Here is a 25,961-nt window from a genome sequence, read left to right as displayed (position 1 = left end):
ACCCCCAAGTGGCCGCTTCCCTCCCAACACAGATAATGACGACTGGGCGCGGAAGTCCCTCAAAAAAAACACGATTTTTTCTGTTTCTTCGTAATGTCAGGTTTGGGAGGGGTGGTGTGGTCAAAAAATAATCTGATTTTGGTTATAAATTGAACGATCTGTCACCTCACACCTATTGATGCTTTGACTTTTACTTGAGGCCTTAGTGTCTCGTGTTGCCAGTCGGATTGCCTGGCTCTCAATTAAAGAGGTGTCACCTTCGTTCAGGTGCCGGGTTTGCAGGTTTCGCCGAGCAAACAAAAATGGGGCCCTTAAGGCCCCATCCCTAGCATGTGCTAGTAAGTTTTAGAAGGTGACGGTAAAGCCTGTAAATACACGACGACCGATCACGTCATACATGCCCGGCTCGGTATTGGCGTTAAAGGCGCTATGGAATCGCGGGGCGTCTTCATCAGTAACGTTGTTGATCCCAAGAGAAAAGTTGATGTTCTGCCATGTGTAACTACCAATAAGGTCGTGATAGATAATATCTTCGGCAACAGCGTCGTCGGTGATAGAGGCAGGGCGCAGTGCATCAACAGTTTCGTCAATGTAGCGCATATCCCAATCCAGGGTCCAATTATCACCAAAGATACCTACGTTAGTGCTCCAGCGCCACTCAGGGAAAACTTCGAAGCCGTTTGCAGTACCAACCAGCTCACGGCTACCCGCCAGCGGGAACTCGCGTTCATAGCTTTCTACCAAAGTGCCAGTCCAGCTGAGCGTGTAGCCTTGAATGGGTCCTACACTCAGTTCTCCCTGGTACTTGGCTGCAAAATCGAAGCCGTCGGTGCGTAGGGTGCCCAAGTTACCAAAGGCACCAGATGCATCGTTGGGATACGGCATATAGCCCAGGGATGGATCGCTACTGTCTACTGGCACATCCAGGTATGGGTTTCCGCCAATGAACGCAGTGCAGGCGATAGAACTCAAATCTACGGAGTTCATGCACGCCGCATGTAGGTCGTTGATATCCTCAGCACCGATAACATTGTCGATTTCAATGTTCCAGTAGTCCACACTGAATGACAGGTTTTCCATAAAGGAGGGCGTGTATACAAAGCCCAAGTTGAAGGACTCAGATTCTTCTGGCTCCAGCGGTTTTTCTGGTGCCGAAGTTTCGTAATAGGATTGCCACGCGAAACCAAGTTCACCCGCATCCGTAGTGTTGATACCCAAAGCCTTACAGTTATCGTAAGCAACTTGTGAGATATCTCCGGCGGCGAGTCGGCGGTCGGCAAATTCACAGATAGGCTCTACAATTGGGAATCCACCAGATGCCCCTTGGTTTAGCTCGGAAATATTCGGTGCGCGAAAGCCTGTAGAAATGCCTGCCCTTACCCGCAGGTCATTGATAGGCTGATAGTCCATTCCCACTTTGAATGTGGTGGCTGATCCTGCGGATGTGTCGTAATCAGAGTAGCGTGTAGAGGCGTTAAAGCTCAGGTTGTCGAGAACTGGTAGAAAGATTTCTCCGTACACTTCTGAGACGGAAAAATCACCTTCTTGCGGGTCCCCGGCACCACCGGTTGTGAGACCACCAGATATGAATTCATCAGGAACATAGGATCCCTGTTCGTGACGGTGTTCTAAGCCCAATGCCCAGCCGGCGGTACCGCCAGGCATGCTGAACATATCACCACTGAAGTTAAGGGCTGCCATTTCCAGGCGGCCTTTATATACATCCTTCAAAGAGCCTGCAGTTAGATAATCCATTTGCTCTTGAGTGATACTGCGATAGTCACCAAATGGGTTTAGAACCCCGGCTTCCGCACACACAGGATCAGCTGCACATGCGTCTGGGTCTACTGCGATAGCCCAGCGATCAAAGCGACCATAATTGGTGGTTTCATCTGTAGTTTGGTTTTCAGCGAATGTATAGCTAAAATCCCAGTCAACGATGCCACCAAAATCACCTCTGATACCTGCTACCATCCTGTATGTATCCGCAGTCTGAGTAAACAGGCGACCACCGGACTCTTCGAAGCGGCGATTAACCCTCACGTCTTGTCCAGATATTCCTAAATCATTTGCAGGGTTATCGCCAAAAGGATTGTATGGGTTGCTTGCAGGTACGAAATCGTTCATTTGCTCTCCATTGTTAGGAGTTTGAACTGTCGTTACTGCAAAGGAAGCATCAGGAGCCAACCGCTGATGCGAAGTTCGACGAGTATATAAAGCTTCGAAATACCCCTCTGTTTCATCAGTTATTTCGACATTGCCAATAGCGCCAAACTGCCAGCGTTTGTTCGGAGTGATCAGGGCATTAACAGGCGCATAATTGTATACATCCTCAGTTGTGAATGGGCGTGCTTTACCAAGCTCTTCGTCGTAAATAAAGGTACCTACACCCGGTACTGTGATTTTACGGCTATTCGAAGAACCAGAACCTACCGCTTTAAATGTGCCGTCTTCTTGCAGTTGCGGATATAGAGCCTCTGTAGCCCAGGGACGCTCTGCTTGGTACATCTCATCTTGCTGAGAGTAACTTAATGACATCAGCATGTGGCCCCGGTCACTTCCCAGGCCGGCCAGCATAGAGAAGCCACTATTTTGTGCTTGGCCGTCTTCGGTGCCTTGCCCAAAGTTGCCTTTTAGCTCAAAGCCTTCGAAATCATCTTTTAATACAAAGTTGACAACGCCAGCCAGTGCATCGGATCCGTAAATGGTGGAGGCGCCATCTTTCAACACTTCTACGCGCTCTATCATGGCTTCCGGTACAGTATTGATGTCTACAGCACCATCGCCATTTACGTCGCCAATGGTACGCCGGCCATTAATCAGTACCAGGGTTCGGTTAAAACCCAGTCCGCGCATATCGATTTTTTTTTGACCTTGGCCGCTCCCATTGTTTGTGGATGTGCCCATTTGGTAGCCGGTGAAGGCCGGGTCTTCTTTCAGGAATTCATCAATACTGGCTAAACCAGCTTTATCCAAATCTTCTGAGCCATAAGTGGAAATGGGACTAGAGGAACTAAAGTCGTCTCGGGCTATGCGAGAGCCAGTAACAATAACTTCTTCTACTGTTGTCGCATTTTCTTGTGCAATGGTAGGCATAGCGGGAATCAAGACTGCAGCCGCAGTCAGGCCCAAAGCCCCTTTTACAGCTACGGACAGGAGGTTCTTTTTCATTGTAAATCCTCTTTTGATCGTTGGATTTAAGTCTTTGTCATGAATGGCAATAGTTGAAAGCGGCTACCCCCCAAGTGGCCGCTTCTCTCCCAACAAAGACGAAGACGAATAGGCGAGTATTTCCCTCAAAAGAAGCGCAATTTATTATGTTTTTTCGTATTGTCAGGTTTTGAATGTTGTTCAGGTAAAAACTAATTTTTCAATTAATAAAAAATGATTGATTTTTTGTGAATGACCTTATATATGGGAGTTATATTATGTATGAGAGTTTTGTTATATATGGGTGGTTGTTTGTAAAATATATTTTGCCAATTGGTCGCTTCGTGACTGAATTTTTTAACAGTAAGACCTTGGATCTTGTTTTTTGTATGTTGTTGCGTGACTGCTAAGGAACCTATGATTAATTCATTTCCTGGTGGCAGATGTTCTTCGGGGGCGGATGTGAAGCTCAGGTGATAGAGCGGATATTTCGAAACCGTCGGATACAAGGAGGTATCCGGCGGAGCTACAGGGAAGTACTCGTGCGTTTTCTAAATATCCGCCCTATTGCCTGAGTGCCCCGATAGCTAACATTGTGTTCACGCGAATTAATCAGAGGTTCCCTAATTTCACTGGGGAAACTAAAACGATTAGCTTTTAGTGCAGACCTATTTGCTATTACCTTGATCTGCATTGAGGGTTTCCTGTGCCATCTTAGATCTTATTTTGCTTCGTTTTTTCTAATCCGTATCAAGCTTCCTTATGAGGCATGTCCCAGACATCTCTCCCTTGGGTGCCAGCCAATAGCGGAGACGAAAAACTAACATCTTATCCGGCCCCGCTGTCGCCAGCAGGGCCGGACTCCAGCTAGCTTAGAGCCGTATTTTGTCGCGATTTTTGTCCAGAGTGGCCTGGCCGATTCCTTTGATTTCCAGCAATTGCTCCAGCGAGGTGAAAGGGCCGTGCTGGTCGCGGAACTGGATGATCAGTTCCGCTTTGCTTTGGCCGATGCCGTCCAGTTTTTCAGCGAGTTCCTCTGCCGTGGCGGTATTGATGTTGACGGAGACGACATCATGTTCATCGGCGGCGAGGGTGGCGGCGGGGGCGCAGAGCAGGTATAGGGCTGCGAAGATGGCGGTGCAGTAGGCACGGATGGTTTTCATTGTATTTCCTCCCTGTTGGTTGTTTTGCTTCCGGAACAGTCCCATTTCTCCGGAAGTGAAAACTCTACCAGCTCACCGAGATCTTGAAAGCAGTTTCCGATTACACGTTATTACACGGAGGAGAGGGCCCCACCCGGAAGGGTGGGGCTGAAGGTCAGAAGGATAGGGTGATGCTGCCGTAGAAGAAACGGCCGATAGTGTCGTAGTTCAGTGGCAGGGTATTCATATCATCGTAGTTGGTGACGTAGGGTGGCTGTTGGTTCCAGACATTGCGGATGCCGCCGGAGATTTTCACGTCTTCCCAGCAGAAGTAGGCGGCGCGGATGTCCTGGTACCAGGTGGCGTCCACCTGGGTGGCTAGGTCTGCGGTATTGGGAGATATGTCATCGACGCTTCCTTCCATTCGGACAGTGGTGCCCACGCTCCAGTAATCCGCCTCGTAGTCCGCGCTCATATAGAGCTTCCAGCGCGGGAAAGCGGCGATACGGGTGGTCACCGGGTCTGCGCCAAATTTGCCGGCGAGGTTGATTTCAGGGTCGAACGCACTGGCTTGGAACTTGTAATCGTGCAGGTAGGTGGCGAGGCCTTGCACGGCGATATTACCTTCCCAGAAATCCCAGTTGTAAAAGGCCCCCAGATCCACGCCATCTGTTTCAAAAGTGGAGATGTTTTGAGTAATGAGTGCTTGCCCGGCGATAGTGGCGTTGGCGGCGCGCCGGGGGCCAAACGCACCTGTTTGCTGGCCTACGGCTGTCGGGCCGAGGATCAGGTTGCAGAAGTCGTTGTTGGGGAAGCTGGCACTTGCGTAACAGTTGTCCACTATCTGGTCGGTGGTGAAGGTGCCAATAGCGTCTTCAACATCGATGCGCCAGTAGTCCAAGGTAAAGCTGAGGTCCTCTACAAAGGTGGGTGTCCAGACAGCGCCCAGTGTCCAACTTTCAGACGTTTCCTTGTCGAGGTCGGGGTTACCGGCGAAGAATCCGGTGGCCTGCGGGCCGCCGGAGATCTGCGGTGAATTGATGAGGGAAGGACTGTCGGCGTTGCAGTTGGCAATAACCGTTGGATCTGTCGCCTCGAAGCAGGGGTCGGAGTAGCGTTCGGCGGAGAGTTCTGCGGGGCTGAACAAGTCGTCTAGGCCGGGTGCGCGGAAGCCCTCGTTATAGCTGCCTCGGAACCGCAGTTCTTCGAAGGGGGCGTATTCGACAATTGCGGCGAAGGTGGTGTCGTCGCCGATGGTATCGTAGTCGGAGTAGCGCGCGGAGACTTCGAAAGCAAGCAGATCAGCCCAGCGCTGCCCTTCCAATACCGGGGCGCGAACTTCCACGTAGCCCTCGTCCACACTGTAGCTGCCGCTCCAGGGAGTTCCCTGGACGAAGTAAATTTGCCCCAGCTGGGCGGCGCCGTCCACAGTGACTTCGACGGACTCTGAGCGGTGCTCATACCCAGCCGCCCAGGCCCAGGCTTCACTGGTGAGTGCGAAGCCGCCGAAGTCGCCGGTTACGTTGATCTGGAAGCTGCGCAGGGTTTCCTTTTCCACCGGTGAGTTGGTGACAAGCCCGAACTCGATCATATCTTCGGTCAAGGTGTCGGGATCGAAGGGGTTCCAAATACCGCAGTTGGGGTCTTCCGGGCAGTCTGCTGAGGCGAACTCTTCACCGATGATGTTGCCTTCGTCATCGCGGATAAAGTTGACTGAAGCGAGGAGCGTGTCCATATTCGTCTGATTAGCTCTGCCCCTGTCTATCTGGGGGTCTACCCAGCGGGCATAAGTGTAGGAAATATCCCAGAGCCAGTCGTTGCACCACTCTCCGTTGAAACCGATCACACCTCGCCAGGTGCTGAGATCTTGAGTGAAGGAGCGGCCTCCCGCTTCCGTTAGGCGCCGGGTGACGAACACCGGTTCGCCGATGGGATTGAAGGGGTTGTCCGCCGCAATTCCCGGTCCCCAGAAGGTGCCCTCGGGGGCGAGTAGTTGATCGGACTGCCGGTTGGTATATAGCAGTTCCGAAAAGGCGTTGATGGTGGTCAGGTTTTTGATATCCCAAAGTTCATGTTCGCCGTAGCCGTAAATACTGAACACTTCCTGCGGAGTGATCAGGTAGCTGAACTCGGCGAAATTGAAGCCGTCCGACGCTTGGAAGGGGCGCACTTGTCCGGTGGTCGGGTCCACGATAAAACCGGGGTCGTCCGGGTTGTCAGTGAAAAATTGTGCGGGTGTCGTGGTGCCACTGCCGAAGCAGAAAACCTGTCCTCCACCTTCAGCCAGCGGGCACTGTGAAAATTTGCGATCGCCCTGAAAAATGTCGTCGCGTTTGGTGTATTCAACATTCAGCATGACATGACCTTTTTCGGTTTCGGCGCCAAAGGTCATGGAGGCGAGCCACTGTTCGCCATCGCTTTCGTCGGTAATGCCATAGTCGGCGCGGATCTGGGCACCTTCAAAATCTTTTTTGGTGATGATGTTGACGACCCCGGCGATGGCGTCGGAACCATAAATAGAGGATGCGCCGCTTTTTAAAATCTCCACTCGATCAATGATGGAGATGGGGATGGTGTTCAAATCGACAGTTCCCGTCAGAGTTCCGGCGGATACCAGTCTGCGGCCATTGAGCAGTACCAGGCTGCGCGAAGAGCCCAGGCCGCGCAGGGATACCGTCGCCAAGCCAGGGTTGCCGTTATTGACGGATGAGCCGAACTGGCCGCCCGTCATGGAGGGTAGTTCCTGTAGGAAATCTTCGAGCGTGGTTTCACCGGAGTTTTCCAGAGCCGCGGCATCGAATACGGTGATGGGAACAGTGCTGGTGGCGTCAGTTGCGCGTTGGATACGCGTACCGGTAACGACGACTTCTTCCACTTCCTGAGCAAAGGACAAAGTGGCAAAACTGGCGGATACGGTGGCGGTTGCGATAGCGCCCTTAATTGCCCGGGATAGATGGGATCTGTCCATGGTATACCTCTCCTGATACCGGATCTAAACGCCGAATATGGCAGTGCCCTCCATGACAACTGCAAACTTCTATCAACAGAGGCTTGCTAAAACACTAGAACATTTTTGTTGTAGGGGGAGTTTCCACCGAGCATTAATGCGCCGTTGGCGACTATTGTCGGTTTTTTTAGGTGTCAATGGTTTTTTTGGCTGTCAAAAAACGGAAAGTGGAGGAAAAAAGCGAGGCGTTTGATCGAAGGTTGTCCGAGTGGACTGCGGCTGCTGGCTATTGCTGGAGGAATGCCGCAACTAAAGAGAATACGCCAAAGTGGTGTACCAATAGCGGCCGCTCAGGTCGTAGGTACGTCCGTCAAAGTTATCGTTGAAGGCTGTGGCGGCGAAAGGTGGTTCCCGGTCGAACAGGTTGTCGATACCGACGGCAATGCGCAGGCCGCCGGGCAGTGCGTAGGCAACTTGCAGATCGTGTGTCGTCCAGCTGTCTATTTCGCGGGTGATACGGGTGTTGTCGAGTGTGAAAGACTCCTCCAATGCACTGACAAAATGCACGGTATAGCCACCTTCCCAGGGGCCTTTTTTCCAGTAGATTCCGGTGTTGGCCTTCCATTTTGGCAGGGAACCGGCGCCGCCACTGGCGGCATCCACGAAGGTTCCCACCAAGTCTTCGGTTGCTTCACCGGGTGCCGCCTGATTTAGGTAGCGCTGGATGTGGCTCGCGTTAAACGACCAGCGCAGCTGCCCCAGCATGTCTGAATTGTGCTCGTAGCGCATGGCTAGGTCTGCACCTCGTACTTCTCGGGCTCCGATATTGAGGCGCGTGGCGAGGATGGTAATGATTTCGCCCTGTTCATCCCGCTGCACACGGTCGGAGAAGAGGGCGTAAGAGGCGTTTTGGTCGATAAGGTATTGTGGGCTGGTATCGATGACATCGTTCTGGCGAATTTCGAAGAGGTCCAAGGTGGCGCTGAAGCCCTTTAATTTTGCCGGGGTCCACACGATCCCCAGGGACCTGTTATCAGAGGTTTCCGGCTGCAGATCCGGATTGCCGCCATACTCTGTCAAATATTGGATGCGAGCACCGTCCGCCTGGCCGCGGCAACCGGGCAGGGTGATGGCATCTCTACCGGTGCAAGGATCGAACAGGTATTCCTGGCTTTGATAACCACTCTGATTCATGTCGATTAGAGTCGGTGCTTTGAAGCCTGTGGCGTAGCTGGCGCGCAGCATCAGAGACGGAAGAGCCCGGAACCGCAGGGCGACTTTGGGGTTGGCGGTGCTGCCGAAATCGCTGTAATTGGAGTAACGCAACGCGCCGTCCAGCCAAAAACGGTCCGCAACCAAGGGGAGTGAAATCTCGCCGAAAGTTTCGCTAATTATGCGATGACCTTGTGCCGACCCGGCGGTGACCCCGCCAATATAGGAGAGGCCCATGGCGTCGTTGGAGCGAAAGTCGATGGCTTCGCGGCGGATTTCCATTCCGAATGCGGCGAGGATATCGCCGGCACCACTGGTGCCAAGTGTGCCATTGGCGATATAAGTTAAAGATGTCATTCGGGTGATTCCGTCCACCAAACTTTCGGCGCGAATGTAATCGAGCTGTTCTGCATCGATACTGCCGCTGGGTCCCAGTAAATTAATGGGGATGCAGTCGCTCTCGGAATTGCAGATATCCGGGCCTTTGAGCCCGAGCGACAGGGCAAGGGGATCAATCAGGCTGCTGAGGCTTTCCGACGCGTGCGTATAGTGTTGCGCCGCGGTCAGCTCCCACTGCCAGCTGTTCAACATTCCAGTGAGCCCCAAATTGAGGCGCCAAGTCTCTGTGTCGTTGTTTTGTACACGCGGCCCCAATTCCAATACCCGCTTGCGGACATCGGTGATTTCCTGCCCGAAAGGGTTGTAAATATTGTCCGCGGAAATTGTCAGGTCACCGTTGTCAAATCGCGTAAATACTGGTGTCGGTGCCAAAGTAGTCTCGGCCGAGGTCCTGATTCCCATAAGTTCTATAAACAGTTGGGAGTTGTCTCCCAGGTCCAGGTTACCTTCCAGGTAGGCCGATTGCCGCTCGGATGGTACCAGTGCGGTTGTGTATTCGCTGTAGTCGTAGCGGTCCTCTTGGGTCCAGGGGCGGTAGCTGCCGTCAGCGTTGGCGGTCAGGACGATGTCATCGCTCAAGGCGATATAGCTGGAAGGCGATGCGGAGGAGCGATTGTCCGTGCCTCCGCGGCTGCGGTTGTCCGCAGTGGCAGAGATTTCCCTGTCGCGGCTCATCAGCGCATCCTGGCGGTAATGGGCAAGGCTCAGCATCAAATGGCCGCGTTCGCCGTTCTTGCCCCAAGTCAGGTGATGGGATCCTGTCTGTTGATCGCCGCGCTGCGCTTCGCCGTAGTAACTGTTGACTGATAGGCCCTCGAAGTCCCGGCGCAGGATGATGTTGACCACTCCGGCAATGGCGTCGGAGCCGTAGACTGCCGATGCGCCGTCTTTGAGTATCTCTATACGGTCCACAGCGGACAGTGGAATGGTATTCAAGTCCGCCGCCTCGCCGCCGAAGCCATTATTGACGATACGCCGGCCGTTGATTAATACCAGTGTGTTGCTGGCGGGAAGGCCGCGCAAGGTGACAGTTGCAGTGCCATCGCCCCCATTAGTGACTGAGGTACTGGTGGAATTGCCGGAGACGGCGGGCAGGAATTTGAGCAGCTCGGAAACAGTCTGAGCACCTGTGATCTCCAGCTCCGGCTGGGCCAGAATGTCGATGGGCGCATAACTGTCCAACTGAGGGTGACGCAGGTGGCTACCTGTCAGCATGCGGCCGGTAACGCTGATCTCTTCGGTATGTCCCTGCGAGAGCGCGCCCTGTTCTTCCGGCTCGGGCTTCCGGGGAACTACGGCTACCGCGCTCGGGCCAAGGAGCTCGTAGGTAAAAGGCAAATCTTGCAGCAGCTGACGCAATATCGGCTCAATATCGCCGTCATTAGTATTGAGTTGCTGCTTGGGCAGGGCGTAACTGGCCGCGGATGAGGCCTGTACAAGAACGGAGACTTGGCACTGACGACCGAGGGATATCAGAGCGCGGGACAGATTGCCCGCCGGGAGAGTGACACCGGATGTAGGGCAGGCGGCGATTGCCCCTTCGCAGAGCAACAACAGGATCGCCAGCGACAGTGTGGCCCGGTGCCGTAGATTCAATGAGGTGCCCGCCTAGGTTTTGGTAGTGCTGCCCTGGCGCTGGGCCGGGCAACTTATTTTGTGGTTTTCGAGTGCTTGTGGGCGGGTGAGACCGAGTTTATGCAATAAACAACCGCCCAGCGGGGTTTTATAACCTAGATATGTTGAGGGGACAAGAGAGTCAGTTTAGGGTCGCTGTCATCCTGATACAGGTCCAGTGCCGCGGCGATGGCCTTCAGCGTGTTGTCCGGGTCAGACAGCTCGAAGGTGCCGGATACCAAGCGGTCGCGCACGCGCGGATCCGCGGCAGCGGGAACTTTCAAGTAGCGGTTTAATTCTTCCAGTACCTCGGCAAGGGGGGTGTGTTCAAATACCAGCACACCGCGGGTCCAGTCCAGAGCTTCCTCCGCGGAGGTGCGGCCCACTTCGCTCAGTCCCCCGCTGGAAACGCTGATTTTCTGGTTTTTGGTCAATTTGACGGATTCGGGGTGGAGGCCTGAGCTACTTTCCGCTTCACTGACTGCCACCACGCCATCGGTTACGGATACGCGCGTATTTTCCGGGTTGCGCTCCACATTGAACTCGGTGCCGAGTACCCGGATGTTGGCCTTGCCCGCGGCCACTGTGAAGGGGCGTGCGGTCTGACGGACCACGTCGAAATAGGCCTCGCCGCGCAACAGGCGAGTGTGCCGCTCTTCCCGGCTGTAGGCTACGCGCAACTCAGTATTGGTATTGAGTTGTACCAGGGTGCCGTCGGCCAGGGTGACGGTGCGGGTCTCGCCAACCTGAGTGACATAAGTTTGTTCACGCAGGCCGCCGAAACTCCAGGGGTTGCCCAGCCAAAGTGCAATCGCCAGACAGGCTGCGACCAGCCCTCCACTAATCGTCCACCGGGAAATAAAGCGTCGGCTGTCGGTGGCCGCGGTGCGGGCGTTCTTTTGCTGTTCAGAGGCGGGTTTTGGCGACGGTCGGCTTTCGGGGAACAGCTGGTCGATTGGCAGGTGGGCCAGGGCGCCCAGATCACCCCACAGCTCCGCCATCTGGTCGAAAGCACGGCGGTTTGCCGCGGACACAGAGAGCCATTTCGCGAATTCTCGGCGGTCGGTACTACTGACTTTATCGGAGCGCAGACGTGCGATCCAGGCGCATGCCTGGTCCAGCTGCTCGTCGTTTGGTGCTTCTTGTACGCTCGCTGTAGTCACCGCTCTATACCCTGTTTAGTCCGTGGTTGTCCTGTCTATTCTGTCTCTCGGTTAAATCCGTACTTCGCTCGTTTGTGGTGCATTTTATTCAAAGCTGCCGTTATGACGCGATTTTTTTCGTGCACATGACTTGCTGCGCAATTACTTTTTCTTTTTGTGCGTCAAGTTGAACTTTTATATTTTCTTTCGCCAGTTTTTTGCGCTTGGATGTCTCACCCTGATGTTAAGACGACCGGCAGTCCAAGTCCCTCAAGTAAATTTGTCGAAATATCAAAGTTGGCTTGCACAAAGCTTGTGCGCTGGCTCTCAATTCTGCAAATCCTTTGCGATAGAGCGGGGGAAAAATACGCCCAAGCAGCCAGCGTTTCACGCTGTTTGATTAGCTAGTGACCAATCCGTTCCCCGGATGCCTGTCAGTTCATATCGACACGGCGGCGGCACACCTTGAGAGCCTGCAGTATGTACTTCTCCACACTGCTTACCGAGGTGTTCATTTCCTGGGCGATTTCACTGTAGGACAGGCCTCGGGTGCGGTGTAAAAGAAAGGCTTGGCGGCATTTGAGGGGGAGACTGTCCATGGCGTCGTAGATGGATTGCAATTGCTGCCGGGCCGCCAGTACCCGTTCCGGGGACTGGTGGTCGGCTTGGTCGTCGCCGGGCAGTGCTTCCTCCTCGGCGGGCAGCTGCTGGTTGATGTACTCCATATGTAGCTTGCCGCGGCGCAGCTGATCCACGGCGAGATTGTTGGCGATCTGGTAGAGGTAGGCGCGCGGATTCTCCAGTTCCTTCTCGTCACTGAGCTTCTGCAGGCGAAGGTAAGCGTGCTGGGCTATGTCTTCGGCATCGTCGGTGTTGCGGACAATGCGGACCACGAAGCGCACCAGTGCCTGGCCGTGTTCGGCAAACAGCTTTTCCAGAAGCGTTTTCCGCGCTTTATTCATTGATTGGAGGTGCCCCCTACTACGTGCGGCTTCGGCGATTATCACTTGTTGTTTTGATCGCGAGCTGGCGCACAGTTATAACACAGGCGCCGTGCGCCCGACGAGAGGTGGATGAGGCGGAGTGAATGTCCGCTGTGACTTGGCGCCTATGCCGGTATAATGGCGCCCGCGCCACCGGCGCTCGGATTGAATACAGAGAATGGCGCCGTCGGGCGCTGGAGAGTGGATGAGCTATCAAGTACTGGCGCGCAAGTGGCGGCCGCGGCTGTTTCGGGAGATGGTGGGGCAGGAGCATGTACTCCAGGCGCTGATCAATGCTCTGGACAACGGTCGCCTGCACCACGCTTACCTGTTTGCCGGTACCCGCGGCGTAGGTAAGACCACGATCGCGCGCATCCTGGCCAAATGCCTGAACTGTGAGAGTGGTGTCAGCTCCGAGCCCTGTGGCCAGTGTCTGGCCTGTACGGAGATCGCCGAGGGGCGCTTTGTTGACCTGATCGAAGTGGACGCCGCCTCCCGCACCAAGGTGGAGGACACGCGTGAACTGCTGGAAAATGTCCAGTATGCGCCGACCAAGGGGCGCTATAAGGTCTACCTGATCGACGAAGTCCATATGCTCTCCAACAGCTCCTTCAACGCGCTGTTGAAGACCCTTGAAGAGCCGCCACCCCACGTCAAATTCCTGCTCGCCACCACGGACCCGCAAAAGCTGCCGGTCACGGTGCTTTCCCGTTGTCTTCAGTTCAATCTGAAAAACATGAGCCCGGAACGGGTGGTGGAGCACCTGCGTTTTGTGCTGGAGCAGGAAATGGTTCCCTTCGAGGAGGGAGCCCTGTGGCTCCTGGGACGGGCCGCCGACGGCAGTATGCGCGATGCCATGAGCCTCACCGACCAGGCGATCGCCTTTGGCGGAGGCAAAATCAGCGAGTCGGAAGTGCGGGCCATGCTCGGCAGCATCGATACCGGATTGGTGTGGAAGCTGTTGCAGGCCTTGGCGGAGGAAAGCGCACCGGCCCTGTTTGCCGCCGTTGAGGAATTGGCGCAGCAGGCACCGGATTACAGTGCCGCACTGGCAGAACTGGCCAACAATCTGCACCGTATCGCCGTGGCTCAAGTGCTGCCGCAGTCTGCGGACAATGCTCTGGGCGACGGAGAGCGGCTTCGCGATCTGGCCGGGCGCCTGGCCCCGGAAAACGTTCAACTCTACTACCAAATGGCGCTGCTCGCGCGCCGAGACCTGCCCCTGGCGCCGGATCCGCGCAGCGGCTTTGAGATGGCGCTTCTGCGCATGCTCGCCTTCCGCCCCCAGGGGGTGGCGGATGTGCCGCGAGCGCGCCTGCAGGCAGACAGCGGGGGCGAGGTGGCAGCGCGGGAAAGCGCCGCTCAGGAGATGAACTCCACAAGAGCGGAGAGTCCTGAAGGAAAAAAGCCGCAACCTGATTTGACACCGGCTGAGCCGACAGCCGAGCCTATTCCTTCTCCGGCACTGGCACCCGCACCGGTAGCGCCGCTGGAACAAGCCCCCGCGAGTGCTTCGGGACCCGCCGAGCCGCCGCAGCCAACGGGCAGCCAGCCCCCGGCCCCTGGCAGCGAAGATCGACCGGCTGATCCTGTACACACTGCGCCAGAGCCTGAGCCCCCCGCCCAGGCGGCGGGAGACAAGGCCGCTTTACGCGAACAGCTGCGCCGACAGGTTGCCGAGGTTGAGGCGGGTCCGGCGCCAGCGCCAGAGGCTTCGCAGCCCGACAAGAGCACCCCGTCAGCCGAGAAACCGAAGGCGCGCCTCGACGCGCTGACACCCGGCAGCTGGCCCGCGCTTTACAGCCAGCTGGGTGTCAGCGGCATACTCCATTCCATCGCCTTCCATCTGGAGCTGGTGGGAAGGCGGGACAATATACTGTCCTTTATCCTGGATGAGTCCTATAGCAGCTTGTATGACGAGGTGCACCAGCGCCGTTTGGCAGATCTGCTCGGTGACTTTTTTCAGCAACCGGTTACTGTTCATATCCAGGTGGGCCAAGTACAGGGGCAGACGCCTGCGCACTTGGCCGCGGCCACCAGGGAAGAACGCCTGGCCGCCGCGCGGGAAGCTTTGTCCAGCGACCCGCTGGTGCGGGAACTGCAGCAGGAGCTGGGTGCCGAACTGCTGCCGGATTCCGTGGAGTCCTTGGTGGAAACCGAATAACTAGCTATGCGGGAGCATTCGCCAAAGATTGCCGCCGCGCCGCAATTGAGACGGCAGGCGCCCGCAGCGAATCAATAGAAGAGGTTCATCATGAAAGGTTTGGGCGATTTGATGCAGCAGGCCCAGAAGATGCAGGCCGAGATGCAGGAGAAAATGCAGAAGATACAGCAGGAGCTCGACGCTCTGCGTGTCTGCGGGGAATCCGGTGCCGGAATGGTCAAGGTCACCATGAACGGTCGCCACGATGTTACATCGGTGGAAATCGATCCGGACCTGCTCGGTGAAGACAAGGAAATGCTCGAGGACCTGCTGGCCGCCGCAGTGAATGACGCGGTGCGCCGTGTTGAAGAAAAGACACAGGCGCTGCAGAAACAGCGGCTGGGTGATCTTGCCTCCGGTATCAGCCTGCCCGAAGGCTTTAAATTCCCTTTTTGAGCCGACTGTGACGCTGAATCCCAGAATCTATGTTTAGTCCCCTGATTGAAGATCTCATCCGCGCCTTGCGCTGTCTGCCGGGCGTGGGGCCAAAGTCCGCTCAGCGCATGGCGATGTACCTGTTGGAAAAGGACAGGGACGCGGCGGACTCACTGGTGCGAGCCCTGGAGCAGGCGGTGGAAAAAGTCGGGCGTTGCAGCCAGTGCCGTACCCTGACGGAACAAGAGGTCTGCGCTCTGTGTAACAACCGTCATCGCGATCAGAAACTGCTGTGCGTTGTGGAGACTCCGGCGGATATTCTGGCGATAGAACAGGCGGGCAACTATCACGGCCGCTACTTTGTCCTGCACGGCCACCTGTCGCCGATCGACGGTGTGGGCCCGGCAAATCTGGGTATCGATCTGCTGGAGCAGCGCCTGGCCAGTGAACCGCTGGAGGAGCTGATTATCGCCACTAACCCCACGGTCGAGGGTGAGGCCACGGCGCAATTTATCGCCGAGCGCGCCAGGGCCCGCGGCATTGCCGTGAGCCGTATCGCCCACGGCGTTCCCATTGGCGGCGAGTTGGAATATATCGACGGGGGCACCCTGGCACACGCCTTTAACAGCCGAACCGCATTTTAAGAAAACGCATGGTGAAAGTAGATACCACCCCCATCTGGATTGACAGCGGTGAACAGCTGGCCGAACTCTGTCAGCGCTGGCGTCGTCAGCAGGCGTTGGCACTGGATACAGAGTTTATGCGCAGCCGCACCTTCTATCCCCGGCCCGCCCTGGTGCAGGTGGGCGACGGTGAGCGCTGCTATCTGATCGACAACCTGGCCATTGACAATCTCGATCCCTTGCGTGAACTGCTGCTGGACACCCGCGTTACCAAGATCATGCACAGCTGCAGTGAAGATCTGGAAACACTGGAGCGGCTGTTGGGGGCCATCCCCGAGCCGGTCTTCGATACCCAGATCGCTGCCGCCCTGACCGGTATGGGTGCGGGTCTCGGATATGCCGCAGCGGTGAAGGAGCTGCTCAATATAGAGCTGCCAAAGAGCGAGACCCGCTCCGACTGGTTGCAGCGCCCGCTTTCCGAAGCGCAGAAAAAATACGCCGCGCTGGACGTGGCTTGGTTACCGCTGATGTACGGTGTGCTGATCAAACGCCTGCGCGAGCGCGGGCGCCTGGAATGGCTGCAGGAAGACTGTGCGGCGTTGGTGTCCGCGGCCCGCAATCCGCAACCACCGGAACTTTACTACCGCAAGGTAAAAGGCGCCTGGCGCTTGCGCGGCGCGCAGCTGGCGGCGTTGCAGGACCTGTGTGCCTGGCGCGAACGGGAGGCGCGCCTGCGCGACCTGCCCCGCAACCACCTGCTGAAGGAAAATGTTTGTATGAATCTTGCCCAGCGGCTGCCAAAGCACGTGGCTGCGCTGGCACAGCCGGGATTTGAAGGGCGAGCGTTGCGTGAATACGGCGAGACACTGCTACAGATTATCCGGCGCGCGGCCGAACGCCAGGACCCGCCGCCGCCTCTGCCCCAGCCCCTCAATCGCCGCGAGGGAGAATGGCTGAAACTACTGCGCCAGTGCGTCAGCACCGTCGCCGAGCAGGAAGGGCTGCCTGCGGAAATACTGGTGCGCAAGAAGGAGTTGGAGACATTGATACAGTCGCCCCGCCCCGAGTTGCAGGGGCGCCTGCGCGGCTGGCGTGCTCCAGTCATTGGCGAGCGGCTACTCAAAGTATTGAATGAGCTGCGTAAAGAGGAACCGAAGTGAAAAGCCTGTGCGATATTTACCGCAGTCCGCGCAAGGACGAAATGTATCTCTACGTGGACAAACGCGAAGGCACAGCCAAGGTGCCTGAAAAACTATTGCAACTGTTCGGCAAGCCGCAGCATGTAACCACACTGCTGCTGACGCCGGATAAGCGCCTGGCCCGCGCGGATGCGAACAAAGTCCTGAATGAAATCCGCGAGCACGGCTACTATTTGCAGATGCCTCCGGCAGTCGATTCAGAGATGAGCGCCATCGCCGCTAAAAACTGCAAGCTGCAGCGCTGAGCGGGCGGCCGTGATGGAAAAAAATTTCTGGCAGAGCAAATCCCTTGGGCAGATGAGTGACGCAGAGTGGGAAGCGCTCTGCGACCGCTGTGGCCGCTGCTGTCTACACCGGCTGGAGGATGAGGAAAGCGGTGAGATCTACAGCACCAACGTCGCCTGCCGGCTGCTGGACACTCACTCCTGCCGCTGTCGCGATTACGCCCAGCGCAAAAGAGAAGTGCCGGACTGCATTCAGTTGCGTGCGGTAAGCGGCGGGGGCTTCAGCTGGCTGCCGGCGACATGCGCCTACCGCACCCTGGCCGAGGGGCGCCAGCTGGCGGCGTGGCATCCATTGGTTTCGGGCCGCGCGGAATCAGTGCACGAGGCGGGCATCTCGGTGCGCGGCCGTGTGATTAGTGAAGAACTGGTGCATCCGGACGACTTTGAGGAGCATATCGTCCGCTGGGTAAGTGGCGAATGCTAAATCTGTTTACAGGGCGGGTACTATGTCCGTCCTTGTTGGAAGTAAAGAAATACCATGGCTGAAGAATACCGCATTGCCTGGACCATCTACACCGCTGCCACCCTGGTGCTGTTACTGGCTGGCTGGTGGTTCACGCGCACCTGGAGCTGGGCTTGGCTGCGCCGTCTGCTGCTGATCACCTTTGCCGCGGTGCTGCTGATGCCCGCGCGCCCTATGGCGCCCGATGCGGTGGCGGTCCCCGTGTTGCCCTTGTTTGTTTACCAGATGCTGTTTGAGGAGGAGGGCGCAGCGCCGGAAGTGACCGCCAACTTGGTGTTTGCCGCTGGCGGCGCCTTGACGCTGATGGCCCTGTGGGGGCTCGCCGTCCTCTACCTGGGCTACCGCCGCGAAAAGCGCCAGCGCTTCCAGGAAGATCCCTATTTCGACGAGCAGTGACGGAGCATCCGATCAAAGGCGCCTTTTTCTCCCTCCTCCTCCACCGCAGGGGGCCGCAACTGCTATATCTATAAGGCTGGCCCTGCCATCGACGTGGATTCAAACAGAAAAATACCGGCGCTTCCTTGCCGGCAGAGGGACAGGGATGCTCGACCATCTACTAATCCTGACGGCCGTAATGCTGGTCTCGGGTATTCTCGGCGGCCTGGTGAACTACTACCAGATGCTGTTTACCGAGGAGGACCCGGCGGGTCTGGCGCGTTGCCTGATTATGGGGCTGTGCGGCGCGCTGATGGTGCCGATTTTCCTCAAATTCACCCAGAGCGATCTGTTGATAGAGATTCAGGGGGACCCCTCGCGTCTGCTGATCTTCACCGGCTATTGCCTGCTCGCCGCCATCGCCTCGCGCATGTTCGTATTCAACGCCGCACGCCGGCAACTGCGCGACGCCAGCATCGCCCGCGCCCGGGTGGAGCACCTGGAGCAAGAGCTGCGCGCAATGCAGTTAGAGATGCTGCCCTTGCTGGAGCACGAGATAGAGGGCGACCCGGAACAGGGGCCGACGCTGGACTTCAACCAGATCCGCAAGCTGGACGACAATGCACTGCAGGTGCTCAAACTGCTCAACAACAGCGACTGTGTCTTCCGAGCTCTGTCAGGCATGGTGCAGGAGGCGGGAATGGAAACCAACTCTGTCGCTCGCGCGCTGAACAACCTGCTGGTACTGGAGATGGTGGGCAAGATCCACAGCCATCTGGGCATCCGCTGGTATATCACCGACAAGGGCCGCCAAGTGGTCCACCGCCGGAGCACTCAGGCCGCCTGAGCCGGTTCGCCGGTCGGGTACGCCTGTAGCTCACAAGTCGTCAATGACATTGAGCACTCCCGTCTTCCATCCCTTTTGGCCGATCAATTAATATGCGCTTCTCACAGTAACCTGCGCGGAACCTGAGTGGAGCGACAATGAAATTTACCGGCACTGAAAGCTATGTAGCCAGCGAAGACCTGCAGATGGCGGTGAACGCGGCGGTCACCCTGCAGCGGCCGTTGCTGATCAAGGGTGAGCCGGGCACAGGCAAGACACTGCTGGCCGAAGAGGTGGCCCGCAGCCTGGGTCTCCGCTTGATACAGTGGCATATCAAATCCACCACCAAGGCGCAGCAGGGGCTGTACGAATACGATGCCGTATCCCGCCTGCGGGATTCCCAGTTGGGGGTGGACAAGGTCCACGATATCCGCAATTACATCAAGCGGGGTAAGCTGTGGGAGGCTTTTGAGTCCGAGGAGCGGGTGGTGCTCCTGATTGATGAAATCGACAAGGCGGATATCGAGTTTCCCAACGATTTGCTGGTAGAGCTCGACCGCATGGAATTCTTCGTCTACGAAACTGGCGAGACGGTCAAGGCCAAACAGCGCCCCATTGTTATCATCACTTCCAACAATGAGAAGGAGCTGCCGGACGCTTTTTTGCGCCGCTGTTTCTTCCACTACATCAGTTTTCCGGATCGGGAGACGATGCACAAAATCGTCGAAGTGCACTTCCCCGGTATCAAGCGCCAATTAGTGGCGGAGGCAATGGATATTTTCTTCCAGCTGCGCGAAGTGCCGGGTTTGAAGAAAAAGCCTTCCACTTCCGAATTAATCGATTGGTTGAAACTCCTGCTGGCGGACAATATTCCCGAGGAGGTACTGAGAAGCCGTGACAGCAGCAGTGCGATTCCGCCTTTGTACGGCGCTCTGCTGAAAAACGAGCAGGACGTGCATATGCTCGAGCGGTTGGCCTTTATGGCTCGCCGGGAAAAGCGTTAGCCACTGTCGGCGACCCGGCTTTCACCCCGCGATAGAGGCGCAATATGCTGATCGGTTTTTTCCTGAATCTGCGCCGGCATAAACTGCCGGTTTCCATTACTGAGCTGTTGTCTCTGCTGGAAGCCCTGCAGCAGCACTTGGTTTTTGCAGATATGGAAGCCTTTTATTTTCTTGCCCGCACCTGCCTGGTCAAGGATGAAAAGCATTTCGACAAGTTCGACCGGGCATTCGAGGCTTATTTTAAAGATTTGCAAACACTGGACGACATTCTCGAACAGTTGATTCCCGAGGACTGGCTGCGCTCTGAATTCATCAGGCAGCTCTCGGAAGAGGAAAAAGCCAAAATCGACAGCCTCGGCGGCCTTGAAAAGCTGCTGGAAGAATTCCAAAAGCGCCTGCAGGAGCAGAAAAAGCGCCACAGCGGCGGCAATCGCTGGATAGGCACCGGCGGCACAAGTCCCTTTGGCAACAGCGGCTATCACCCGGAAGGCATCCGCGTGGGGGGGAGCAGCCGCAACCGTTCTGCGGTCAAGGTGTGGCAGAAGCGGCAGTTCCGCAACCTGGACGACAGTGTCGCACTGGGCACACGCAATATTCAGATGGCGCTGCGCAAACTGCGCAAATTCGCCCGCGCCGGCGCTGCCGAGGAACTGGACTTGGACGGCACCATTGCATCGACAGCGCGCAACGCCGGCCTGCTGGATATCAAAATGGTGCCGGAGCGACACAATGCAGTAAAAGTGCTGATTTTCTTCGATGTGGGCGGTTCCATGGACATGCATGTGCGTGTGTGTGAAGAACTCTTCTCCGCCTGCCGTTCGGAGTTTAAGCACCTGGAATATTTTTATTTCCACAACTGCGTTTACGAACATGTGTGGAAGGACAACCAGCGCCGCTATGGGGAAACCACTCCCTTGCTGGAAGTGCTGCGCACCTATGGCAAAGACTACAAAATCATATTCGTAGGCGATGCCTCCATGGCGCCTTACGAGATCACCAGCCGCTACGGTAGTGTCGAGCATATGAACGAAGAGCCGGGGGCAATGTGGTTGCAGCGGGTAGTGGATAACTACGACAGCCTGGTGTGGCTGAACCCGGTCGACGAAGCTCACTGGCAATACACATCCAGCATCGGCCTGATTGAACGCCTGGTTGGTGGGCATATGTATCCCATGACCTTGGAGGGACTGGACCGGGCCATTGCCTACCTGGTGAAGGGGCGCTGACCGAGTATCCGGCGGTTTCGAAATATCCATCCCATCGTCTGAGCGCCTCATCCAGCTTCGAGGAAGCTTTACCGTCAAGAGGTGAATGCATCAGTGGTGCCCTAGTTGCCACGAAGCAAGCTCATCCGAGTTTCCTCGAGCACAGATTCCCAAGTGCTTTTACTGCGGTGCCGCTGACTGTGCCGATGCGGAGAGACGGGTATAATTGCCGGTTTGCAGTGGCAAAGCGAACCCATGAAACACCCTGAGACCGCAACCTCCCTCACCGCTGTGGAAAGCCGCATCGCCCAGTGTATGGGGCGCGATCGCTACCGCCTGCGTAAGTCTCTCAGTAACGCGCGCAGGCGAATCAAGGCGGGCAAACCGGCCGACCGCATACTTGCGCAAATCAAGGAACAGCTCGAGACGTCTCTGGCACTGGTGGAGGCGCGCCGGCAGAAAGTGCCGGAAATACGCTGGCCGGAAGGGCTTCCAGTGGTGGCCCGGCGCGATGAAATCGCCGAGCTGATCGCCAAACACCAAGTGGTTGTTGTCGCCGGGGAAACCGGATCGGGAAAAACTACCCAGTTGCCGAAAATCTGCCTGCAACTTGGCCGCGGTATCACCGGCCAGATCGGCCATACCCAGCCGCGCCGTATCGCCGCGCGCACCGTTGCCAATCGCATTGCCGAGGAGTTGGGGCAGCCGTTGGGGGAATCCGTCGGCTACCAGGTGCGCTTTACCGACCACAGCAGCGAGCACACCCATATCAAGTTGATGACCGACGGCATACTGCTGGCGGAAATCCAGCGCGATCCGTTGCTGAATCAATACGACACTCTGATTGTGGACGAAGCCCATGAGCGCAGTCTGAATATCGATTTCCTGCTGGGCTATTTGAAAACCCTGCTGCCGAAGCGTCCGGATCTTAAACTGATCATCACATCAGCTACCATCGACCTGGAAAAATTTTCCCAGCACTTCGACGGTGCACCGATCATTGAGGTCTCCGGGCGCACCTACCCGGTAGAGATCCGCTATCGCCCGCCGCTCGACAGTGACCAGGATTTGAACGAGCAGGTTGTCGCCGCGGTGGAGGAGCTTCTGGAGGGGGAAAAATCCAGCGGCAGGCGCGGCGGCGATATCCTGGTATTTATGAGTGGTGAGCGCGAAATCCGCGAATGTCACAAAGCGCTGCGCGATGCGCAGTTGGCGAATATTGAGATACTCCCGCTCTATGCGCGCCTCAGTCTGGCGGAGCAGGCCAAGGTTTTTCACGGTCACAAGGGCCGCAGGATAGTTCTCGCCACTAACGTGGCGGAGACCTCGATTACCGTGCCCGGGATTCGCTATGTGATCGATCCCGGCACAGCGCGAATCAGCCGCTACAGTTACCGCAGCAAAATTCAACGGCTGCCGGTGGAACCCATTTCCCAGGCCAGCGCCAATCAGCGCGCCGGCCGCTGTGGCCGAGTCAGTGCCGGTATCTGTGTGCGGCTCTACGACGAAAAGGACTTCGAGCAGCGGGCACAATTTACCGATGCGGAGATACTGCGCACCAATCTGGCCGCGGTTATTCTGCAAATGTTGCAGCTCAGAATTGGTGATATCCGCGACTTTCCGTTTGTTGATCCGCCGGACCAGCGCCTGATTAACGACGGTTACAAGTTGTTACAGGAATTGCAGGCGCTGGACGCGCGCGGCAAGGTGACACCGCTCGGGCGCACTCTGTCGCGCCTGCCACTGGACCCGCGTCTCGGTCGTATGCTGGCGGCCGCCGCGGCGCGCGGCAGCCTGCGGGAAATACTGATTATTGTCAGTGCGCTTGCGGTGCAAGACCCACGCGAGCGCCCGGCGGAAAAGCGGCAGGCAGCGGATGAAAAGCACAGGCAGTGGCAGCACCAGGAATCGGATTTTCTCTCCTATGTGCAGCTGTGGGAGGCTTTTGAAGCACAGCGCCAGGCCCTGAGCCAGAACCAGCTGCGCAAATGGTGTCAGAGAAACTTTCTGTCCTGGCTGCGTATGCGCGAGTGGCGGGATATACACCACCAACTGCGCCTGGCCTGTCGTGAGTTGGAACTGAAGGAAAATGCTGAGGCGGCGGATTACGCCGCGGTGCACGCGGCCATTGTGCCCGGCTTGCTGGGCAATATCGGTGTGCGGGATGAAAATAAAGAATTTCTCGGTTGTCGCAACCGGCGTTTCCATATTTTTCCCGGATCAGGCCAATTCAAAAAACCTCCGCGTTGGGTTGTCGCCGCGCAGTTGCTGGAAACCAGCCGGCTATTCGCGCACACCGTGGCAAAAATCGAGCCGGACTGGGTGCTTGCGGCGGCGGAGCACCTCGTCAAGCGCAACTATTCCGAACCCCACTACGATACCCGTTCCGGCCGGGTGATGGCGTTTGAAAAAATCTCCCTCTACGGTCTGGTGCTGGTGGAAAAACGCCGCGTCCACTTTGGAAAACTGGACCCGAAAATATCCCGTGAGGTCTTTATTCGCCAGGCACTGGTGGAGCAGCGCTACCGGGGCAAGGGCGGATTTTTCGAACACTACCGGGAGCTGCTGGCGGAATTGGAGGATTTGGAGGCCAAGTCCCGCCGCCGCGATATCCTGGTAGATGACGAAGTGATTTTCCGCTTTTTCGACGAGCGAGTGCCTGGGGACATCATAAACCTGGCCGGTTTTGAGCACTGGCGCAAGCGGGCGGAGGAAAAGGAGCCGCATCTGCTCTACGTCCCCCGTGAACTTTTGATGCAGCACACCGCATCCAATATCGGTGAGGCTCAATTCCCCGATGAACTGTCCACCGGCGGCATGGTGTTTCCGCTCGCCTACCACTTCGAGCCTGGAGCGGAAGATGACGGTGTCAGTGTTCAGGTGCCCGTGGGCGCACTGCACCAAGTCCCTGCGGCGCGGCTTACCTGGCTGGTGCCAGGGCTGTTGCGCGACAAATGCATAGCGCTGATCAAGGCACTGCCCAAACAATGGCGCAAATATTTTGTGCCTGTGCCCGCGGCGGTGGACAAGGCGTTGCCCCGCCTACAGCCGGACCAGTTGCCCTTGTGGCAGGCGTTGGCGCAGGAACTCAAACGTCAAACCGCGCAGGAAGTGCCGGATTCCGCCTGGGAAGCGGCGGAAGCATCTCTCGAAGATTTTTACCGTTTCAATATCCAGGTGCTGGACGAGGAGGGTGAACTGCTCGATCAGGGGCGGAATCTGCCTGAGTTGCAGGCGCGCTACAAGGACCGGGTACAAAAGGAACTGGCCACTGCCGGCGATGACTTCGAGCGCGAAGGGATCACCCACTGGGATTTCGGCGATCTGCCCGAAACCCACATATTGCAACAGGGTGCCTTGAAAGTACGCGCCTATCCAACCTTGATAGAGGCGCAAGACAGCGTTTCCCTCAAGCTGTTGGATAACCCCTATGAAGCGCAGCGGCAGAGTCGCGCGGGTATCTGTCGTCTGGCGCTACTCCACCTGCCCGAGCCGGTCAAATATCTGCGCAAAGAGTTGTTGCGCGGCAAGGAATTGGGGCTTTCCGCTGCGGACCTGGGCAAGCGGGAAGACGTGGCGGACGACATTCTGCTGGCCGCCGCACGCGAGCTTTTCTGGCCGGACGAACAATGGCCGCGCACTGAGGCGGATTTTCTCTCCGCATTGGAAAAGAGTGGGGAACTGGTATCGGTGGCTCAGGAGATCGCCGACCTGCTGGTAAAAGCGCTGGCTCAGTTGGTACCACTGCGCAAGCTGATCAAACAGCAGAAAAATCTGGCCCTGGCCATGGCGGTGGGGGATATCCAGCAGCAACTGGCGGGACTCTTTTACCGCGGCTTTTTGTTCGATACTCCACTGGAGTGGCTGCGCCAATACAGCCGCTACCTTAAAGGGATCTCTCTGCGTCTGGAAAAGGCTGCTCTGGACCCAAACCGCGACCGCCGTTTGCAGGCAGAGCTTCACGGGACCGCAGAACCTTATCTCGCCTTGGCGGAGCGCCATACCCCGAGATCGCTGGCCGCGGATACTCAGCTGGCACAGTACCGTTGGATGTTGGAAGAATTCCGCGTCTCACTCTTTGCCCAGACTTTAAAAACTCTGAGGCCGGTATCCGCCAAGCGCCTGCGCAAGCTGTGGGAGGAAATAGAACCCGCCGTTTGCCGTTTCTGAAAAAATCCCGCCGTAGGTGTAATAAACCCCGCCAAACAGCGACCAACCATTCGAGAACGGGGTCACGGTTTGGACATTATTCCGCTGGAGAGTGGAAATTTCGTTCTTCGATCCTGTCTCAGTGCGCGACTGTTTTGCAGTTGGTGGCACTATACTCCTCCTGGAAAACTGTCGCGCTGTGGCGTTTGTTTTCCATTACTCAGGATTTTTATCAGGAGATCCGTTATGTCCAAGAAGAATCTTTCCCCGGTAGCAGCTGCGGTCGGCGCGGCTTTTCTGGCCTCTGCGGCGATAAATGTTTCCGCGTCTGTCGGCAATGCCAATCCCTTTGCCGCCGAGGAGCTCTCCTCCGGCTATAACCTTGCCATGCAGCAGGGAGAGGACAAGAAAAAGGAAGGCAAATGCGGCGAGGGTAAATGCGGCGAAGGCAAGAAGAAAGAAGGCAAGTGCGGCGAGGGTAAATGCGGAGAAGGTAAGAAAAAGGAAGGTAAATGCGGCGAGGGTAAATGCGGCGGATAATTCGCTATTTCCCTCGCGGGAATCGGCCCTGTCGTTTTTGCATGGAACCGCTGCCAGGGCCGATATCCGCAAAAGTCAAGAAGCCGTGGGGACACGGATGCATTCCCCCTGAGCGCAGAAAGGTTC

At 56.7% G+C, this 25,961-nt stretch carries 18 protein-coding genes; 12 read left to right on the top strand and 6 right to left on the bottom strand.

Annotation, left to right across the window (positions count from 1 at the left end; translation table 11 throughout):
* Window positions 1-345: 345 nt before the first annotated feature.
* From A3224_RS12180 to A3224_RS12155, 6 genes are all read right to left on the bottom strand, one after another.
* Window positions 346-3,171: a TonB-dependent receptor plug domain-containing protein gene (locus tag A3224_RS12180; protein ID WP_067155018.1), complete on the bottom strand. Its 2,826-nt coding sequence runs from the start codon at window positions 3,169-3,171 to the stop codon at window positions 346-348.
* Between the two features lie 851 nt (window positions 3,172-4,022).
* Entirely contained in the window at window positions 4,023-4,313 is a 291-nt protein-coding gene (locus tag A3224_RS12175) for a ComEA family DNA-binding protein (RefSeq protein WP_067155015.1), read from the bottom strand.
* A 154-nt stretch (window positions 4,314-4,467) separates the two neighbouring features.
* Window positions 4,468-7,260, bottom strand: a complete 2,793-nt coding sequence (locus tag A3224_RS12170) for a TonB-dependent receptor plug domain-containing protein (RefSeq protein WP_067155012.1) — start codon at window positions 7,258-7,260, stop codon at window positions 4,468-4,470.
* Between the two features lie 288 nt (window positions 7,261-7,548).
* Window positions 7,549-10,446, bottom strand: coding sequence for a TonB-dependent receptor (locus A3224_RS12165; RefSeq protein WP_231902378.1), 2,898 nt, complete (start codon window positions 10,444-10,446; stop codon window positions 7,549-7,551).
* A gap of 134 nt (window positions 10,447-10,580) precedes the next feature.
* Complete coding sequence (locus tag A3224_RS12160; RefSeq protein WP_067155009.1) at window positions 10,581-11,627, bottom strand: FecR family protein; 1,047 nt, start codon at window positions 11,625-11,627, stop codon at window positions 10,581-10,583.
* Between the two features lie 413 nt (window positions 11,628-12,040).
* Entirely contained in the window at window positions 12,041-12,568 is a 528-nt protein-coding gene (locus A3224_RS12155) for an RNA polymerase sigma factor (protein ID WP_067155006.1), read from the bottom strand.
* A 226-nt stretch (window positions 12,569-12,794) separates the two neighbouring features.
* Between A3224_RS12155 and dnaX the strand changes: the two genes are divergently transcribed.
* The 12 genes from dnaX to A3224_RS12095 all read left to right on the top strand — a co-directional run bounded on the left by dnaX (window position 12,795) and on the right by A3224_RS12095 (window position 25,835).
* The gene (dnaX, locus tag A3224_RS12150; RefSeq protein WP_067155003.1) at window positions 12,795-14,753 is read left to right on the top strand and encodes a DNA polymerase III subunit gamma/tau; all 1,959 of its coding nucleotides are present in this window, start codon (window positions 12,795-12,797) and stop codon (window positions 14,751-14,753) included.
* Between the two features lie 90 nt (window positions 14,754-14,843).
* Window positions 14,844-15,188 carry a YbaB/EbfC family nucleoid-associated protein gene (locus tag A3224_RS12145; RefSeq protein WP_067155001.1) on the top strand — a complete coding sequence of 115 codons (345 nt, stop codon included), beginning with the start codon at window positions 14,844-14,846 and terminating at the stop codon, window positions 15,186-15,188.
* Between the two features lie 29 nt (window positions 15,189-15,217).
* Window positions 15,218-15,811 (top strand): recombination mediator RecR, encoded by a 594-nt coding sequence (recR, locus tag A3224_RS12140; protein ID WP_067154998.1) that lies wholly within the window; start codon window positions 15,218-15,220, stop codon window positions 15,809-15,811.
* Window positions 15,812-15,819: 8 nt separating this feature from the next.
* The gene (gene rnd / locus A3224_RS12135) at window positions 15,820-16,950 is read left to right on the top strand and encodes a ribonuclease D (RefSeq protein WP_067154996.1); all 1,131 of its coding nucleotides are present in this window, start codon (window positions 15,820-15,822) and stop codon (window positions 16,948-16,950) included.
* A complete protein-coding gene (locus tag A3224_RS12130) occupies window positions 16,947-17,234 on the top strand; it encodes a YcgL domain-containing protein (RefSeq protein ID WP_067154994.1) in 288 nt (95 codons plus the stop codon). Before rnd ends, A3224_RS12130 begins: the two co-directional genes overlap by 4 nt.
* Window positions 17,235-17,247: 13 nt before the next feature.
* Window positions 17,248-17,697: a YcgN family cysteine cluster protein gene (locus tag A3224_RS12125; protein ID WP_067154990.1), complete on the top strand. Its 450-nt coding sequence runs from the start codon at window positions 17,248-17,250 to the stop codon at window positions 17,695-17,697.
* Between the two features lie 54 nt (window positions 17,698-17,751).
* Window positions 17,752-18,132 (top strand): hypothetical protein, encoded by a 381-nt coding sequence (locus A3224_RS12120; protein ID WP_067154987.1) that lies wholly within the window; start codon window positions 17,752-17,754, stop codon window positions 18,130-18,132.
* A 145-nt stretch (window positions 18,133-18,277) separates the two neighbouring features.
* Entirely contained in the window at window positions 18,278-18,958 is a 681-nt protein-coding gene (locus A3224_RS12115; protein ID WP_067154985.1) for a YEATS-associated helix-containing protein, read from the top strand.
* 137 nt (window positions 18,959-19,095) lie between these two features.
* A complete protein-coding gene (locus A3224_RS12110) occupies window positions 19,096-19,941 on the top strand; it encodes an AAA family ATPase (RefSeq protein WP_067154982.1) in 846 nt (281 codons plus the stop codon).
* A 44-nt stretch (window positions 19,942-19,985) separates the two neighbouring features.
* Window positions 19,986-21,167 carry a vWA domain-containing protein gene (locus A3224_RS12105; RefSeq protein WP_067154979.1) on the top strand — a complete coding sequence of 394 codons (1,182 nt, stop codon included), beginning with the start codon at window positions 19,986-19,988 and terminating at the stop codon, window positions 21,165-21,167.
* Between the two features lie 234 nt (window positions 21,168-21,401).
* Window positions 21,402-25,316 (top strand): ATP-dependent RNA helicase HrpA, encoded by a 3,915-nt coding sequence (gene hrpA / locus A3224_RS12100; protein WP_067154976.1) that lies wholly within the window; start codon window positions 21,402-21,404, stop codon window positions 25,314-25,316.
* 225 nt (window positions 25,317-25,541) lie between these two features.
* Window positions 25,542-25,835, top strand: coding sequence for an HvfA family oxazolone/thioamide-modified RiPP metallophore (locus A3224_RS12095; RefSeq protein WP_067154973.1), 294 nt, complete (start codon window positions 25,542-25,544; stop codon window positions 25,833-25,835).
* Window positions 25,836-25,961: the final 126 nt, after the last annotated feature.

The organism is Microbulbifer thermotolerans (genome assembly GCF_001617625.1).
Lineage (GTDB): Bacteria > Pseudomonadota > Gammaproteobacteria > Pseudomonadales > Cellvibrionaceae > Microbulbifer > Microbulbifer thermotolerans.
This window is presented reverse-complemented; position numbering and strand designations above follow the sequence as displayed.

Excerpts from the sequence above, each read along its gene's own strand:
- recR (WP_067154998.1), top strand. The coding sequence starts at position 15,218 with ATGTTTAGTCCCCTGATTGAAGATCTCATCCGCGCCTTGCGCTGTCTG.
- dnaX (WP_067155003.1), top strand. The coding sequence starts at position 12,795 with ATGAGCTATCAAGTACTGGCGCGCAAGTGGCGGCCGCGGCTGTTTCGG.
- A3224_RS12155 (WP_067155006.1), bottom strand. The coding sequence starts at position 12,568 with ATGAATAAAGCGCGGAAAACGCTTCTGGAAAAGCTGTTTGCCGAACAC.
- A3224_RS12175 (WP_067155015.1), bottom strand. The coding sequence starts at position 4,313 with ATGAAAACCATCCGTGCCTACTGCACCGCCATCTTCGCAGCCCTATAC.
- A3224_RS12110 (WP_067154982.1), top strand. The coding sequence starts at position 19,096 with ATGAAATTTACCGGCACTGAAAGCTATGTAGCCAGCGAAGACCTGCAG.
- hrpA (WP_067154976.1), top strand. The coding sequence starts at position 21,402 with ATGAAACACCCTGAGACCGCAACCTCCCTCACCGCTGTGGAAAGCCGC.
- A3224_RS12095 (WP_067154973.1), top strand. The coding sequence starts at position 25,542 with ATGTCCAAGAAGAATCTTTCCCCGGTAGCAGCTGCGGTCGGCGCGGCT.
- A3224_RS12105 (WP_067154979.1), top strand. The coding sequence starts at position 19,986 with ATGCTGATCGGTTTTTTCCTGAATCTGCGCCGGCATAAACTGCCGGTT.
- A3224_RS12125 (WP_067154990.1), top strand. The coding sequence starts at position 17,248 with ATGGAAAAAAATTTCTGGCAGAGCAAATCCCTTGGGCAGATGAGTGAC.
- A3224_RS12120 (WP_067154987.1), top strand. The coding sequence starts at position 17,752 with ATGGCTGAAGAATACCGCATTGCCTGGACCATCTACACCGCTGCCACC.
- rnd (WP_067154996.1), top strand. The coding sequence starts at position 15,820 with ATGGTGAAAGTAGATACCACCCCCATCTGGATTGACAGCGGTGAACAG.
- A3224_RS12170 (WP_067155012.1), bottom strand. The coding sequence starts at position 7,260 with ATGGACAGATCCCATCTATCCCGGGCAATTAAGGGCGCTATCGCAACC.
- A3224_RS12145 (WP_067155001.1), top strand. The coding sequence starts at position 14,844 with ATGAAAGGTTTGGGCGATTTGATGCAGCAGGCCCAGAAGATGCAGGCC.
- A3224_RS12115 (WP_067154985.1), top strand. The coding sequence starts at position 18,278 with ATGCTCGACCATCTACTAATCCTGACGGCCGTAATGCTGGTCTCGGGT.
- A3224_RS12180 (WP_067155018.1), bottom strand. The coding sequence starts at position 3,171 with ATGAAAAAGAACCTCCTGTCCGTAGCTGTAAAAGGGGCTTTGGGCCTG.